This is a genomic window from Labilibaculum euxinicum, assembly GCF_009795715.1.
Classification (GTDB): Bacteria; Bacteroidota; Bacteroidia; order Bacteroidales; family Marinifilaceae; genus Labilibaculum; species Labilibaculum euxinus.
Genome location: NZ_WTCR01000007.1, coordinates 91,744 through 107,102, shown reverse-complemented (window position 1 = coordinate 107,102; position 15,359 = coordinate 91,744). Strand labels below are relative to the sequence as shown.

Annotated in this window: 17 protein-coding genes; 11 read left to right on the top strand and 6 right to left on the bottom strand. The window is 36.2% G+C overall.

From position 1 onward, the window contains the following. Positions 1 to 62: 62 nt before the first annotated feature. Positions 63 to 2,351, bottom strand: a complete 2,289-nt coding sequence (locus tag GQR60_RS10970; protein ID WP_160463462.1) for a gliding motility-associated C-terminal domain-containing protein — start codon at positions 2,349 to 2,351, stop codon at positions 63 to 65. 270 nt (positions 2,352 to 2,621) lie between these two features. Between GQR60_RS10970 and GQR60_RS10965 the strand changes: the two genes are divergently transcribed. The 4 genes from GQR60_RS10965 (at position 2,622) to GQR60_RS10950 (ending at position 6,250) form a co-directional block, all read left to right on the top strand. Further along, entirely contained in the window at positions 2,622 to 3,908 is a 1,287-nt protein-coding gene (locus GQR60_RS10965) for an ABC transporter substrate-binding protein (RefSeq protein ID WP_124992965.1), read from the top strand. A 35-nt stretch (positions 3,909 to 3,943) separates the two neighbouring features. Continuing rightward, a complete protein-coding gene (locus GQR60_RS10960) occupies positions 3,944 to 4,651 on the top strand; it encodes a GTP-binding protein (RefSeq protein WP_124992964.1) in 708 nt (235 codons plus the stop codon). 167 nt (positions 4,652 to 4,818) lie between these two features. Continuing rightward, complete coding sequence (locus tag GQR60_RS10955) at positions 4,819 to 5,847, top strand: ATP-binding cassette domain-containing protein (protein WP_124992963.1); 1,029 nt, start codon at positions 4,819 to 4,821, stop codon at positions 5,845 to 5,847. Between the two features lie 160 nt (positions 5,848 to 6,007). Next, a complete protein-coding gene (locus GQR60_RS10950) occupies positions 6,008 to 6,250 on the top strand; it encodes a hypothetical protein (RefSeq protein ID WP_124992962.1) in 243 nt (80 codons plus the stop codon). 97 nt (positions 6,251 to 6,347) lie between these two features. Here the strand turns inward: GQR60_RS10950 and GQR60_RS10945 are convergent, their stop codons facing one another. Next, positions 6,348 to 7,076, bottom strand: coding sequence for a J domain-containing protein (locus tag GQR60_RS10945; RefSeq protein WP_124992961.1), 729 nt, complete (start codon positions 7,074 to 7,076; stop codon positions 6,348 to 6,350). A 272-nt stretch (positions 7,077 to 7,348) separates the two neighbouring features. Between GQR60_RS10945 and GQR60_RS10940 the strand changes: the two genes are divergently transcribed. The 6 genes from GQR60_RS10940 to GQR60_RS10915 all read left to right on the top strand — a co-directional run bounded on the left by GQR60_RS10940 (position 7,349) and on the right by GQR60_RS10915 (position 11,771). Further along, positions 7,349 to 7,900: an alpha/beta hydrolase gene (locus GQR60_RS10940; protein ID WP_124992960.1), complete on the top strand. Its 552-nt coding sequence runs from the start codon at positions 7,349 to 7,351 to the stop codon at positions 7,898 to 7,900. 43 nt (positions 7,901 to 7,943) lie between these two features. After that, positions 7,944 to 8,516: a cytochrome b/b6 domain-containing protein gene (locus tag GQR60_RS10935; protein ID WP_124992959.1), complete on the top strand. Its 573-nt coding sequence runs from the start codon at positions 7,944 to 7,946 to the stop codon at positions 8,514 to 8,516. A gap of 25 nt (positions 8,517 to 8,541) precedes the next feature. Further along, positions 8,542 to 9,192, top strand: a complete 651-nt coding sequence (locus GQR60_RS10930; protein ID WP_124992958.1) for an HD domain-containing protein — start codon at positions 8,542 to 8,544, stop codon at positions 9,190 to 9,192. Positions 9,193 to 10,137: 945 nt separating this feature from the next. After that, the gene (locus GQR60_RS10925) at positions 10,138 to 11,091 is read left to right on the top strand and encodes a CorA family divalent cation transporter (RefSeq protein WP_124992957.1); all 954 of its coding nucleotides are present in this window, start codon (positions 10,138 to 10,140) and stop codon (positions 11,089 to 11,091) included. 83 nt (positions 11,092 to 11,174) lie between these two features. Then, complete coding sequence (locus tag GQR60_RS10920) at positions 11,175 to 11,384, top strand: hypothetical protein (RefSeq protein ID WP_124992956.1); 210 nt, start codon at positions 11,175 to 11,177, stop codon at positions 11,382 to 11,384. A gap of 27 nt (positions 11,385 to 11,411) precedes the next feature. Then, positions 11,412 to 11,771 carry a DUF1801 domain-containing protein gene (locus GQR60_RS10915; RefSeq protein ID WP_124992955.1) on the top strand — a complete coding sequence of 120 codons (360 nt, stop codon included), beginning with the start codon at positions 11,412 to 11,414 and terminating at the stop codon, positions 11,769 to 11,771. Between the two features lie 34 nt (positions 11,772 to 11,805). Here GQR60_RS10915 and GQR60_RS10910 read toward each other — a convergent pair whose 3' ends face one another. The 3 genes from GQR60_RS10910 to GQR60_RS10900 form a co-directional block, all read right to left on the bottom strand. Then, complete coding sequence (locus GQR60_RS10910; protein WP_124992954.1) at positions 11,806 to 12,051, bottom strand: hypothetical protein; 246 nt, start codon at positions 12,049 to 12,051, stop codon at positions 11,806 to 11,808. Between the two features lie 3 nt (positions 12,052 to 12,054). Continuing rightward, entirely contained in the window at positions 12,055 to 13,191 is a 1,137-nt protein-coding gene (locus GQR60_RS10905; RefSeq protein ID WP_124992953.1) for a hypothetical protein, read from the bottom strand. A gap of 162 nt (positions 13,192 to 13,353) precedes the next feature. Next, positions 13,354 to 13,515, bottom strand: a complete 162-nt coding sequence (locus GQR60_RS10900; protein ID WP_317163667.1) for a YibE/F family protein — start codon at positions 13,513 to 13,515, stop codon at positions 13,354 to 13,356. A gap of 280 nt (positions 13,516 to 13,795) precedes the next feature. Between GQR60_RS10900 and GQR60_RS10895 the strand changes: the two genes are divergently transcribed. Further along, a complete protein-coding gene (locus GQR60_RS10895) occupies positions 13,796 to 13,990 on the top strand; it encodes a hypothetical protein (protein WP_124992951.1) in 195 nt (64 codons plus the stop codon). A 172-nt stretch (positions 13,991 to 14,162) separates the two neighbouring features. On the opposite strand, the gene GQR60_RS10890 is transcribed toward GQR60_RS10895, so the two are convergent. Next, positions 14,163 to 15,317, bottom strand: a complete 1,155-nt coding sequence (locus tag GQR60_RS10890) for a YibE/F family protein (RefSeq protein WP_124992950.1) — start codon at positions 15,315 to 15,317, stop codon at positions 14,163 to 14,165. Positions 15,318 to 15,359: the final 42 nt, after the last annotated feature.

The following is a 15,359-nucleotide window of genomic DNA, read 5'->3' as shown; positions in this document are numbered from 1 at the left end:
GTTTGTGACAACTCTAAATTTACACAATTTATATGACAAACAGAAGGCGATTTTGCTGTTGGTTAGCGGAGTAAGGCTACATTTCCTTTTTTCATGACTGTTTTGCCATCCAAAAAAGTCACTTCCAGAACATAAACATAAACATCAATATCCTGCATCTGTCCTTTGAAGAATCCATCCCATCCGCTATTGATATTTGTGGTTTCGAAAAGTTTTTGTCCCAATCGGTTGTAAATTATCAGAGTTACTTCTTTCACATCCTCACCTCTGACAAATAGTTTGTCGTTGTGACCGTCTCCATTCGGAGAGAATGCTTTTGGTAAACCAACATATGGATAGTTCTCGAGAAAGCCTACATCTATTGTATCGCTGGCAGTACAATTTGAGTCGGTGGTAACTTCCACCCAGTATTTTCCTTCGGTTTGAACGGTAATTTTTCGGGTAATATCTCCGGTTACCCATTTGTAAAAGCAGTTTGGAGTACCTGCATCCAAAACAATTTTTTTATCTGCATAACTCTTCAGATCCTGTCCTAAATCAATTTTCGGAGTAGGCAATAAATTTATTTCCAAACAATCCGATTCCGTATTGCCGTTAGCGTCTGTTACTTCCAGACAATAATGACCATTTTCTTTTAAATAGATTTCAGGGGTTTTGTTTGCGAGTCCGAGCCAATTGTATTGCAATGGATAAACCGGACTTCCTTCAATTACAGGATTGATTAATATTGAATCGCCCGAACAAATTGAATGATCTTCACCCAAAAACACACCGAATTTCTCACCTTTTCTGTGGTGTATGTATAAAGTGTCCTTATTTAAACAACCGTTAAGATCTTTTACTTCAACAACAAAAACACCACCACTATTTACATTTATGCATTGAGTGTTTTCGCCTGTATTCCAAATAAATTCAGAGCCCTCATTGCCGGCATCTAAAACAGCACTTTCTCCATCCCACAAAGTAATATCTGTACCCAAATCTATTATTGGGTTTGGATGATAGATCACTTTTGTGTTTGCTGTTTGCTGAAAACCATCCGGATCGGTAATTTTCACCCAATAGTCTCCGGCTTTATCGATATCAATTGAAGGATTTGATGAGCCATTTTTCCAAAGATATCTGTACTTCTGATCAATTGATAAACTTGGTTCCAAATTCATTTTTTGATTGCCGCATAACTGAATCTCTTCCGGCAGATTTATTTCAAAAAGTTCTGATTTCATTTTAGCCGAAAATGATTTTGTAGAAGAACAACCATTTCCGGATGTAACTGTAACAGAATATTTGCCTGATTCCGAAATGTTAAGTTCTGAATCTGTCGAGCCATCTGACCATAAATAAGTGGATCCTTTTTCGAAAATATCAAGAATAGGATTTTCATCATCTATTACCACATGATCTTCAATGTTTACACCAGGTGATTTTTGCGTTGAAACTTCTATTCTGGATTTTACAACTTGATTGTCATTTAAATCAGTAACAGTAAGGTTATAGGTTCCTTCTTTATCAACGCTAATTTCTTTTGTGTTTTCACCGGTGCTCCACAGATAGGAATAATCAGAAGGTAAATCAATAATTGGTGTGAGTACGAGGCTTTGACCTTCGCATAGATTGTTGTTATCACCGAAAGTAACCTGAAAGCTTTTTACTACTTCAAGGCCTGCAAAAATTGTATCGCTGTTACAGCCAAATGCATCTGTTTCTATCAATTTAAAATAATTTGATGCTTCGTGATCCGGCCACTTAATATTTAATTCAATTTCTTGTTTATGATCCTCAATTTTACTTTCATTTTTTAGTATTGCAGCGCCCTCGGGTACCCAAACAGAATAGCTTGAGTTTTTCCCAATTTTAGCGGCATATTTTTGCGAAGTATTGATTTTTACTTTTGGGTGATAATCCTCAATTTCAGGAGTTGCCAATGGCATAACTTGAATGGTTGCTGATTTAGATTCTTCAGGAATAAAAACTGGAGACAAATCTTCAAGCCAAGCTTTCTTTAATTCGATGGTATAGTTTTTTATGTGCCCCGAAGTGTTCTTAAAAAAGAGAGACATGTTGTACTCTGAAAAATCGATGCCTTCATTACCATTAAGAATCATGGCAGGACTGTTGTTAACAGAAAAGCTTACAAACCATTTTTTATCTTTTGGTCCTTTTAAAAGAAGTTGTATTTCCTGCATCGGCAGCACAGTACCATTGGTTGCCGAGCAATACATGATCTGATAATCGGAATTGATACGAACTGTATCGTTTTGAGAAAACCCGGAAACAGCTGAGCACAACAATAGTAAAACGAAACTGGTTTTTATGGATAGATGCGTTAGTTTGGCTTTGTATCTGCTCATCATCTTCTTTTTTTTATGGGATTAGAACTTAAAAGAATCAATTTTGACTGATGTAAATATAGTCTAAAATAGTCAAGAGGCTAATTTTAGTCAGTAAAAATAAGCCGTTAGTCATTTTTACAAATCGTTTCGTCACGTATTTTACGTTTAGATGTCATTTTTTGTTCTGTTTTTCGGCATCTATTTTTTAGATGTGTAACATCGGTTACAGTTTTCTGAATGGATCGGTTATACATTTGTATCAAGAAATCATTTAAATTCTGTTTCGAAATGAAGAATCAATATTTTAAGACCACGGATAGTTTGCTTGATATTTGTACTAAGTACCCTGAAACAATTAAAATTTTTGTTTCAAATGGATTCAAGCAATTGGAGGATGAGGCGAAGAGAGCGGTCTTTGGTAAATCTCTTTCTTTGGAATTGGCTTTGAAGATGAAAAAATTAAATGTGGATACTTTTTCTACCTTATTAATAGAAGGAATTGATGGAAATAGAAATTCGGTGGATGGTGATTTGAATCAAAATAGCAAAGTACAAAAATCAGATTCTATTCATGTGCAAGGGTTGTTGCCTTGTCCGGTTCGTATTCCTTTGGTTGAAGGTATTGATGCTTTTATTGATGAATATGAAAAGAATCATGAAAATGAGATTATTTATGACTTGAAAGCTGCTTCGATGGGATTGGATTGGTTAATCGATGATGTAATCAATCAGGAGAACACAGATAATTTAGCAGATATTTTTATTTCAGCAGGTTTTGATTTATTCTTCGATGATAAATTGATGGGGAAATTTAAGAAGCAGGGTGTTTTTAAAGACAGTACTGGTTTTAAGCGTTTGAACAAGGATTTTGACAATGATGAGATTTGTTTGCAAGATCCGGAAGGACATTATTCAATGATTGGTGTAGTACCTGCTGTTTTTTTGGTAAATACCGCAGAATTAGGAGATCGTCCGATTCCACGCACATGGGCTGATATTTTTAAGCCGGAATTTAAGCGCAGTGTAAGTTTGCCAATCAGCGATTTTGATTTATTCAATTCGATGTTGCTACACATTTACAAGACATACGGCGAAGAAGGAGTAAGAGGCTTAGGAGCTTGTTTATTGGAGAGTATGCATCCTGCACAAATGGTGAAGTCTCATACCAAAAAGAACGTACGACCAGCTATTACAATTATGCCTTACTTCTTTACCAAAATGGTGAAAGTTGGCGGTCCAATGGTTGCTGTTTGGCCTGAAGACGGAGCTATTATCAGTCCTATTTTCATGTTGACCAAGAAAGATAAATTGGAGAAAACGCAGCCTGTTATTGATTTCTTTGCCTCGAAAGCGGTAGGAGAGATTCTTTCACATCAAGGTTTGTTTCCAAGTATTAATCCTGAAGTGGATAACCGATTACCTGCAGAGAATAAATTTATGTGGTTGGGTTGGGATTACATTAACAGTAACGATATTGGTGCTTTAATAAAGAAATGTGAGCGCATTTTTAATAAGTCCATTCAGGATGAATCGTTTGCTAATTTGGGACCGTTGAATTATATGCCTCAGAAGTAGTATTACTAAAATTGCAGATTTTAAAATAATCAGATATGAACTTAGTTACAGTTTCAGGACCTCCTTCATCAGGAAAAACAGCGGTGATTTTAAAGACCATTGATTCGTTAAAGAAGAGAGGATTAGAAGTTGGTGTGGTAAAATTTGACTGTCTATATACAGATGATGATATTTTGTACGAAAAGGCTGGCGTGAAGGTGAAAAAGGGATTGTCAGGTTCACTTTGTCCGGATCATTATTTTGTAAGTAATATTGAAGAGGTAACTCAGTGGGGAATTAAGGAAGGACTCGATTTACTGATCACGGAAAGTGCAGGATTGTGTAATCGTTGTTCGCCCTATGTAAAAAGTATTACGGCTGTTTGTGTTATCGATAACTTAAGTGGAATTAACACCCCAAAGAAAATTGGTCCGATGTTAAAGAGTTCCGATATTGTGATTATTACAAAAGGAGATATTGTATCACAGGCTGAAAGAGAAGTGTTTGCATCGAGAGTAAATCAGGTGAATCCTGGAGCAAGCATTATGCACATAAATGGATTAACGGGTCAGGGAGCTTATGAATTAAGCACTTTGCTTTATGATGAAAAAGTTGAAATAAAGACATTGGTGGGCGAAAAATTACGATTCTCAATGCCATCAGCACTTTGTTCATACTGTTTGGGCGAAACCAGAATTGGAGAAAGTTACCAAATGGGTAATGTGAGAAAGATTGATATGAGCGACAAGAAGGGCGAAAAGTAAAGTAGTAATAGCTGAAAGCGCCAAGTTGAGTCCACCCCTTCGCCTGTCGGCACTTCCCCTGAAAGGGAAGATATCGATTCGAAGATGCGAAAGCAAAATAAGGACTTGCTCCCTTTTTAAGGGAAGAGGCTTGTTGAAAGCGATATAACAATTACAAAAGCAGAAACATGATCACAGTTCAAGATATACAACAAAAAACAATTGCCGATTTATTCGAGCAATATCCATTTCTCCCGGGGTTTTTCGAAGAAAATACATTGCAGGTTAATGGACAGATCAACGAAAAGTTAATCGATTATCTGAAGTTTTTAGATGATGAGGAAGAAGCTGAAAACAGAGCCATTGATAGAGATCAGCTTTTGAATTCGATGACTATTTATATTTCTCAAATGTTGGAGTTTTTGGGTGAAGATGTAGATGACGGAGTTCATAGCATTACCATTCTTCCCGGAACCAATAAATCTGGTGAAGCAGAGCAGTTTGGAGAATTAAAGATCAGCAAAAGCGAGATTGTTTGTATTGTTGGACCAACCGGATCGGGTAAAAGTAGATTGCTTGCTGATATTGAATGGGTAGCACAAAATGATACTCCGACTTCACGAACCATTTTGGTGAATGAAGAAATGGGAGACAAAAAATGGCGGGTAAGTTCAGGAAATAAATTGGTTGCACAGCTTTCGCAGAATATGAACTTTGTAATGGATCTATCTGTTTATGAGTTTTTAGAATTACATGCACAAAGTAGATTGGTTGAGGATGTTGAAGGTCTTATTGCCAAGATAATTGAAGAAGCAAATAAGCTTGCCGGAGAAAAGTTTGAGTTAACCACTCCTATTACAAGTTTGAGTGGCGGACAATCGAGAGCATTGATGATTGCTGATACTGCCATTCTGAGTAAGTCGCCGATTATTTTGATTGATGAAATTGAGAATGCCGGTATCGACCGCAAAAAAGCACTCGATTTGCTGATTGGCGAAGAAAAGATTGTACTGATGGCAACTCACGATCCGATGTTGGCTTTAATGGGCGATAAGCGAATCGTGATAAAGAATGGTGGAATTCACAAAGTGGTTGAGACCAGCGATGATGAGAGAAATCTATTGGTTGATTTAGAGCGTATGGATGCTGTAGTTCAAAACATGAGAACCCGACTTCGTAACGGCGAAATCATTAAAAAAGAAGATATAGGATTTTAAAAGAGATTTGAGAAGTTAGAGATTAGATTTGAGATGATTTACAATATTCATTTCGTTTACTGATAATTCTTGAAATAAGAATCAAAATATAAAATAGGATATTGAAACTGGGGAATTCGTTTCTCCAATTTCATATCTGTAAAAACAGGAGGATAAAATTATGCATGACGGATGCGCAGGAAGTTTCGAGAACGGACAACAAGTAGTTGATAAAGTAAGAATGATGGGGTTTGCTCAGCAATTAATGCCAATGCCATTGGATATAGAATGCCATGGCTGTAGAGAAACCTTCACAATGGAAGAATTCGAAGGACATTGTCCGAAATGTGATATGGTACACGGTGTAACGCCTTGCCATGCTTTCGATCCTAACAACATTATGGCGGCAGGTATCGGATATTAATTTTTTAACTGTAGGGACATGCCATGGCGTGTCTATATGGAATAAGATTGGAAGGAAAATCCCAATAGAGCAATTGTTCTGTTGGGATTTTTCATTTTCAGACAGCCTTTCTTGTTCGTTTTCGCAATTTGATAATTTTATCGGCATAATAAACCCTTAATTCTTCAACAAAAAGGAGTGGATCAGGATATTCAGTCAGTACTTTGTAGGTGTGTCTGTTTTTGGCGGCAAACAACAAGTCTTCCAAGTGCTCTTTTTCTTTTTTCAGATAAGAATTCTGAACGATTATTTTTGTTCCCTTAGAAAGAACTTCAATTTCCTGATTGAGAGCATTGCCACTAAAAATATGCGCATGGTATTGTTGAAGTTCATGCAGGTTGCCAGCTCTGTAAATATCGATTAGTTTACTGGTTACTTCTGTAGCGAGATCAATTTTTTCTTCGTTCATCGAAAATTTATCGGGATGAACATGAAGCATAGCTTCCCGATACAGGCGCTTAATTTCCTTTTGTTCCTCCTTGTTTGAAGTTTTGTTTACTGCAGCCGTGCTGATAGGCTTAATTCCGATTGGTTCTTTGTAATTCTTACCGTGCTTTTTTTGTTCCAGCCTTTTTTCCTTTTTGGCTTGTTTTAATTTTTTGTAAATAATCCTCAATTCTTGCTCCTCAATTAATTCATCAGCCAAACTGGTGCGTAGCAGGGTTTCAAAAGCAATTGTTTTTTGCTCGATGAATTCCAATTCTTTCCGTAAAGCCTCAATTTGTTCTTTTAGAAACAATTGATCAAGTGCTGGCTTGTTTGAAATTTGCAGTTTTTTATCGAGCATAAGGCTGGTTTAAGAAAAGCAAAGTTGAGGAATTTTTATTGAAAATCGCATCTTCGGGATACCTCAACCTGTCTTTCTTATGAATGAGAAGAGAACACATCTCCAAATCATCGCAAATTAAAAACTCTCCTTCACTTTTAGAAAAAGGGGTGAGGGCTGAGGTGTTTTGTTCTGCAAATACATCATCAAAACGAGCATTATTTTTAACTTTTTCTTATTCTTCCACAATACATTTTTCCCTATCTTTCAGCCTTTGAAAAATAAACTTCAACATGAAGAAACGGCTTATCATATTATCGGATTTGTGGGGATTTGAAGAGGCGGTATGGATGCATTCTTATCAAAAGATATTGAATCCACACTTCGAAATAGAATACTTCGATTCCCGTATGTTGGTTGATCTTGATTTGTCGGATAATTCGGAAGGACTGATTCATGCCCGGTTTGTAAACGGAGGAATTGATCGTGGAGTGTACAAACTTGGTCTGCAGGAGAAAGAGACCATTATTGTTCTTGCCTTTAGTGTAGGAGGGGTAATTGCCTGGAAAGCCGGGTTGAAAAGTCTTAATATCTCCACCCTTTATGCCATCTCATCAACTCGGTTGAGATATGAAAAGGAAAAGCCGGACTGTAAGTGTGTCCTTTATTTCGGAGCCAACGATCGATACAAGCCTGACGTGGAGTGGTTTAGGGATTTGGAATTGGATCTTAATTTGATTCCGGATCAGGAACATGAATTGTATCAGGATGAGGAATTTGCGAAAAATCTTTGTCGAAAGATAATTGAAGAACAAGTTGAAGCCCAAAACCAGTTAATAAATTGATTAAAAAGTAGGGCTGTAATACGAATATCATAAAAAAAATACCATGGAAAATAAAGAATATTCTAAAATTTACCGAATTATTCATTGGGCAATAGCAGTTTCTTTTTTGCTGTTGTTAGCCACTATATTTTTGAGATCAACTTGGTTGAATAAAAATAATGTGGCAGATATTATACAAAATTATTTGGTGAGTATTGATCTGTCTTTATCGCATGACCAGCTCATTCGTTTAGCAAAACAAATACGACAGCCAATGTGGAATTGGCATTTGTACATTGGTTATGTATTGGTTGGATTATTTGCGGTTCGTTTCACGATTCCATTCTTTGGACAAATGAAAATTCAAAATCCACAGGATAAAAATTTATCAGTAAAAGAGAAAATTCAAAAATGGACGTATATCATTTTTTATGTATGTGTCTTGATTTCATTAGTTACCGGGGTTTTTATAGAATGGGGACCGAAAAGTTTGAAAAAATCAATGGAAGGAATACATGTACTTTCTAATTATTACTTGATTCCTTTTATCGCAATTCATTTGGCTGGGGTTTTAATTGAGGAAGTTACGAGTAAAAAAGGAATCGTTTCGAGAATAATAGGAGGATTGAAAGCTTAGAACCGTATTGGTAAAATTGACAAAGATGAATAAGGAACACATTATAGGCAGAACCGTTGAATTTGTAAAACAAACACTTGCCGATGCTGAAGGCGGGCACGATTGGTGGCACATCTATCGGGTTTGGAAATCGGCAAAAGAGTTGGCTAAGACAGAAAAGGTAGATTTGTTTGTGGTAGAGCTGGGTGCTTTGCTTCACGACATTGCTGATTCGAAATTTAATGGGGGAGATGAGGAAATTGGCCCGCGTTTAGCCAGAGAATTTCTTTCTTCCCTTTCGGTGGATGAGCAAACCATTCTTCATGTAGAGAACATCATTAACAACATCTCGTTTAAAGGGGGCAAGGAAGCACAAAAATTCAAATCTCTGGAGTTGGATGTGGTGCAGGATGCCGACCGAATGGATGCCATTGGCGCCATAGGCATTGCCCGAACCTTTAACTATGGCGGACACAAAAACCGCGAAATATACAACCCAGGCATTTCTCCCAACCTAAATATGAGCAAAGAGGAATATAAGAATAGTGATGCTCCAACCATCAATCACTTCTACGAAAAATTGCTTTTGTTAAAAGATAGAATGAACACAAATGCAGGTAAAGCGATGGCCGAAAAACGCCATGCTTTTATGCAGGAGTATCTTAATCAGTTTTATCAGGAGTGGGAAGGGAAGTAAGTTCCAAGGAGAAAGGCAAAAGCCCGTCAGTGGTTTTTATCCCTTACGTTGTCTGGAAAGTCCAACAGTCAAGAATAAGCCAATTTACTGGTTCTCACATCTTGAAGGGAGATCCCGACAGGGAGAGGGGTGTCTTGATAATTGAAAAGTCAAACAGTAGCTGTTGCATTGTATGGCGTAACTCACCAAAATAATAGACGGTGTCTCTTATTTCGGTCCTGACTCACATGCAAAGTCGGTTTTTGTGCTGAATTACACGCCATCTCAATGGGAACGATTGATTTTCTCATTTCTCAATGTTTTTACTGGATGGAAAAGGCCAAAAAGCGGTCAAAATTGCATTCAATTAGGCCTTCTCTTATCAGTTAACAGCCGATTTGGTGCCGAATTGAATGTCGCCGATGAGAAATAGACCACATTTGCCTTCAAATTGCCCATTTCACATCAGAAACACCCACATTTGCCGTGAAATAGATCTTTTCATATCAGAAATCGTTCAATTTTGCAGCAACGCGTTCAAATCCAATCAGAAATCTGCCAAATTGTCCTTTAGTTGCTCAATTCCGAAGAGGAATCACTTGCATTGGTTGAAATGCACAATGCCGAAGAAGAGTTACTCGCGTTCGTCCTAATAAGCGCAGTTCCGAAGAAGAATTACTTGCATGAATCTATTTACGCTTGAATCAAGAAGAGTGATCTCTTCAATTTTCCATTCAATACCTTGTTGCTGTTCTAAACTTTATGAACAGCGTCGAACTATTGATTATAATTTGCTAGATTTGGGTTTGTGAAACGGGAATGGGTGTTGTTGCTCTATATTCTACCTTAGGTATCGGGACCCCAATAAATTTCAGCAAGACAATCAGACTCAAAAAAAAAAACTTGATTGCAATTGATTTAGGGTTTTAGACAAATTACTGTTAGCTGTACTATAAATAAGAGAATATGATTGAGATCTATTATAAGAATAATGAGATACAGAAATATAAATTGATTGATGAAATTGATTATTTACCAGACAATATATTCAGTATCCGGTTTATTGATTTTAGGAATTCAGATTTGGAACTGATTTCTGAAAAGTTTGATCTCGATTTAACTTCTTTCAGTAAAAAAGAGGATATCGAAATAAGTTCCCATTATATCGATTCTCCTGACCAGTTGTCTTTAAACTTTACGATTCCAAGCTATTCTTCCAGTGATTTTTTTGAGGAAAAAGACATTTCCATTCTGATTAAAAACGAAATTGTATTTACATTTCTTTCACCCGATATAGAAGATAGCTTGAATCAATTAACACAATCTATTTATAATTTTGAGAACACAAAAGTTGACACCTATCATCAACTTTTCATTTTTCAAATAGGGGTAATCTCCGATTACTATGCTGATATTGTCGAGCTGATTTCAAAAAAAATCAGAGACCTTTTCCAAAATACGCTCAAATCGAAACAATTCAAGGAAAATGACTTGGATTACATTGCCGAATTAAGGTTCAATAATCTTCTTATTCGGGAATCCCTTTCCGAGTTCCAAAGGATTCTTCTTCTTTTAAAAAAGAGCTATAAAAATAAGAACCACACATCCATTAAAATTAGTGAAGAATTAAGCGATCTTAGAGTAATAGCAGATTATTTGCAATACAATTTTAATAGATTGGATGATTTGCATGGGAATATAAATTCGAAGATAGAATTGGAACAAAATAAGATTTTTAAAATTCTTACCATCATTACTGTATGCATATCACTGCCTACTTTAATTGCAGGTGTATATGGAATGAATTTTAAATACATGCCGGAGTTGGAATGGGATTTCGGATATCCATTTACTGTTCTGGGGTTAATTCTGAGTTTTATTATTCCATTAGTCTATTTTAAAAGAAAGAAATGGTTTTAAGATCCAACCAATTATACGTAAGAATATAAGCAAGTAGATTATAGCTTATAAAACAAATTAACCTTATTCCAACAAACTTAATCATGACAAATAAAATCAAAATTACAATCGCATTTCTCTGCCTTGTGGCAGGAGTAACTTATCATTTTTATTTCCAAGGCAAGATTGTTATTATCGACGAAGAAATTACTGATTTTCTTTCGGGTTTTTTAAGTGGTATAGGAGTAAGTATCCTGCTTGTCAGTATTTTTAGGAAGGATAAAAAACAGCTTGTATCAGGTTCTGAGCAGTAAGAAGTAAATGAAAATAACAATGCGCAAATGGAAAAGTCAGTAGATAAAGGAGTTCAGGAATTTATAGACAAAACAGGAGCAAGTGATCCTATAAAACATCAGATTTTACTTGAGTTGCGTAAGATTGTTTTTGAGAATTTTCCGGATGTTAAGGAACGAATGATGTATGGTGGCATCCTGTTTTCTCTTAACGACGATTTTGGAGGTGTGTTCGTATATAAGAATCATGTTTCTTTTGAGTTTGGTAATGGATTCTTATTTCAGGATCCTGAAAAGCTGCTGGAAGGAAATGGTAAATATCGCCGCCATGTAAAAATCAAATGCCTTGATGAGGTGAAAACAAAGAAGCTTGATTTTTTTGTGAAACAATCAAAAATAAACGATTAGTAAATTGGCAAGCGAAGCTCACAGTTTTGCTTTTTTACTGATTCACTTGATTTCTCCAGCTAAGATCACAAGCTTCGTTTAAAATCGTATAGATGTCATATTCTGAAAGGCTGGTCTGATTTAGTAACTGATCGCGGAAATTATCGGCATACATGTTCATATAACTAAAATCGGCTCCTGAGCCCAAAAGATTTCGGGCATAAGGAGTAAATAATTTTACAAGCTCATCCAAAACTTCTTGTCTGGTAGATTGCTTGTTTAGTACGGATAAATTATTCATAATTTATTGTTTTTTATAAGAAAACATTTTGCGGTAGCAGCGTTTGCGTTTGTGCTGAATGTGATCGAATGATTTCCAAAGTTGAATAGCTACATGATTGTTCTCAAGCATTCCAGTTGTTTCAGCAAATTTTAGTCCGTCACTATTTGATGTTTTTAGCAATTCATTCATCAATATGGATACGAATCCCAGTTTTTGGCAGTCGTGATCTACACCAGTCAGCATCAAATCCATTTCGGTAGGGTGTTCGAGTGCCTTTTTAAGATGCCACCATCCGAATGGTAATAATTTGCCCTTGGCTTTTTGCAGGGCTTTCGATAAGGAAGGCAAAGCAATAATGAATCCAACCAATTTATCTTCTTTGTTTAAAATGATTTTAACGTATCGGGGATTCAGAATGGGAAAGTATTTTGAAATGTAGAAACGGATTAACTTTTCGGGGAGTTTAATAGAGCCAAACAAATCGGAGAAGGCATCATTAAAAACCTTAAATATTTTTTCTTTGTAGGGTTCCAGCTCTTTTTTTGTTGTGAAGTTTACGGTTTGCAAACCATATCTTTTTTTGATTAGTTCGGCAACCCGGCTTGCTTTTTCCGGCGTTTCTTCCGGCAGACTGATTCTGAATTCCAACCAGTCAATTTCCTTCTCATAGGTCAATCTTTCAAAATGGTTTTGATAGTAAGCAAAATGATAATCGGAAGCCATGGAAGGAAGCCATTCATGTCCTTCAATCAACAAACCGGCATGATCTAAGTTTGAAAACCCCAGCGGTCCGCTCACGCCAATCATGCCTTCACTTTTTAGCCATTCTTCAGCCACTGCAAAAAGTTTTTCTGAGACTTCATGGCTGTCAACAAATTCCATTCGGGTAATTCGTCCAATTTTCTCACCTTGTTTTTCGATACACAAGTGGTTTACAATGGCACCAATTCGGCCTGCGATTTTTCCATTTTTGTAAGCCAGCCAAAATTTAGCCTTGCAAAAATCAAAAGCAGGATTCTTTTCGGGCAGTAAGAGTTCCAGTTCGCCTGCTTTAAAAGGAGGTACCCAAAATTCATTATTTTTATACAATTTAAAGGGAAAGTTAACGAATGCTTTGCGTTGATTTTGATTTTGAACTTCTAGGATTTGGATACTCATAAAAAATATGTTTAGGCGAATTCAGCATCATCAATGATACTCCTTTCCCGAATAAATTTGTGGAAGGCTAAAAGTAAGGATTAATGACTAATACCTGCTCGTGAAATTAAAGGGAAATTGAATTTAGAATGTTTATGCTTAAGATCAGGCCGGGTTTTAAAGCTAATGGGTTGTTCTTTGTTTTCGTGTAAATACCCAGGCACCAATAATTGCGGTAAAAGGAGCAACAAGCACCAATCCAAAACAACCGACCAATGTGTGCAGTATTTCACCTGAAACGTAATTTAGGTTCAGGATATTGATCATCGGGGTTCCTTGTGCAATACTAATATTTTTGCAGGAAACATAATTTGGATGTGTAAGTCTTCAATTTGGCTATTGGTGAATATCGTATAATGATGACAATTATATTTTTGGTATATTCTAATATTGTTGTAAATTGGTAAGTAATTATGATGAAACGTCAAAAAAATAGGATTAAAGTAATTTAGAGGCGAATAAAAAAACATTATGAATTTTTAGAATATAATTAAATATAGATAATCGAGACTAGAGTCTTGGGTGTCTTTAAAGTGCCAAGGCATAATTAAAAGATAAATTACATATGCAAAATTTAGTAAATATTCATGGCGTTAAGATTTTAAGTAGAGTGGAACAAAGAAAAATTAGTGGTGGACAGCCAGTTTTAAAATCGTGTGGACCTGCGGGAGAATGCCCTTCCGGTTTTTGTTGCCGAGGTGGAGCCTGTATTGATGATACTCCTGTAAATGGAACTATTCCTGCATGCGATCCGATGTAGAAATTAACATCAAAATCCTGCTAAACTAGTAATTATGCATTTAAATTGAAGTACTTCGCTTCAATATAGAATCCATAAGTATTTCAAAGTAATAAAAGTTTTCTCCAACCTTTGAATTTAATGAGTTATACAAAGCAGTGTAATAGAAATTGATTCGTTAAGAGACTGTTTTTTATTTGAGAGAAATGGTCTCTTGTTTTTTTCTTGTAAATACCCAAGCACCAATAATTGCGGTAAAAGGAGCAACAAGCACCAATCCAAAACTACCGACCAATGTGTGCAGTATTTCACCTGAAACGTAATTTAGGTTCAGGATATTGATCATTGGGGTTCCTTGTGCAATAAATACCATTAATAAAGCTGAAAATCCGCCTGAATAGGCAAGAAGCAGAGTTGTTGTCATTGTTCCTACAACGGCTTTTCCTACCGAGAAACCTGATTTTCGCAACTGTTTGGCTGTAATGTTGTTGTTTTGTTGGTACACCTCAGCCTGCGAAGCAGCAATGTCCATAGAAATATCCATTACGGCTCCTGATGAAGAGATGAAAATCCCGGCCAGAAAAATTTCCGTTAAGTTTAGGTATGAATAGCCCGAATAGAGCAAGGTTTCGGAAAACGGTTTAATGGCACCATGAATATTGAATAGTTTTCCAAAAAGTATGGCCATGATGCAGGTGACAGCGATACCACTCATGGCACCGAAAAAGGCCACAAGCCCTTTTCTATTGGTTCCGGCTACCAAAAAGATGATTACAGAGGTAAGCAAAGCAACGATACCCAGCGAGAGAGGGATTGGGGCATAACCTTTAAGTAATCCGGGCAATAGTAATTTCCAAATAGTGATTCCGGCAAAAAGAAACGAAAGCATTGCCTTTACACCGGTCCATCCTGCAAAAGAAATCAGGAATAGAACAAATAATCCAAGTAAGAAAGCTTCCAGATTAATTCTGTAGTGATCGATTACATTGGCGCTGATTATTTCAGATTTATCCTGATTAAAATTAAGAACCGTGAGTGTTTTATCACCGGGAAAAAAATATTTATCGAATTCCATTCTTCCAATCAACTGATTAAAGGCAGTCAGTTCTTTTCCTTTGAATTTCCCGTTTAATATTTTTATCTGAACTGTTTGCGATCCTGTTTTTAGAATTCCGGTTTCCACAACAAGAGAATTATCTGTTGCTAAAACCAAGGCTTTTACACGTTCTGAATTTTCATAATTATTTTCAGAAAATCCAGTGGGAAGATATAGTATAACGGTACTTAAAATGAGAAGCAAACCAACCAATATAAGATCTGATTTTTGAGGAAGCTGGAATTTGAACATAGTTGTAAAGGTATTAAAAAGTTGAAAGTCTTGAGGAGTCTT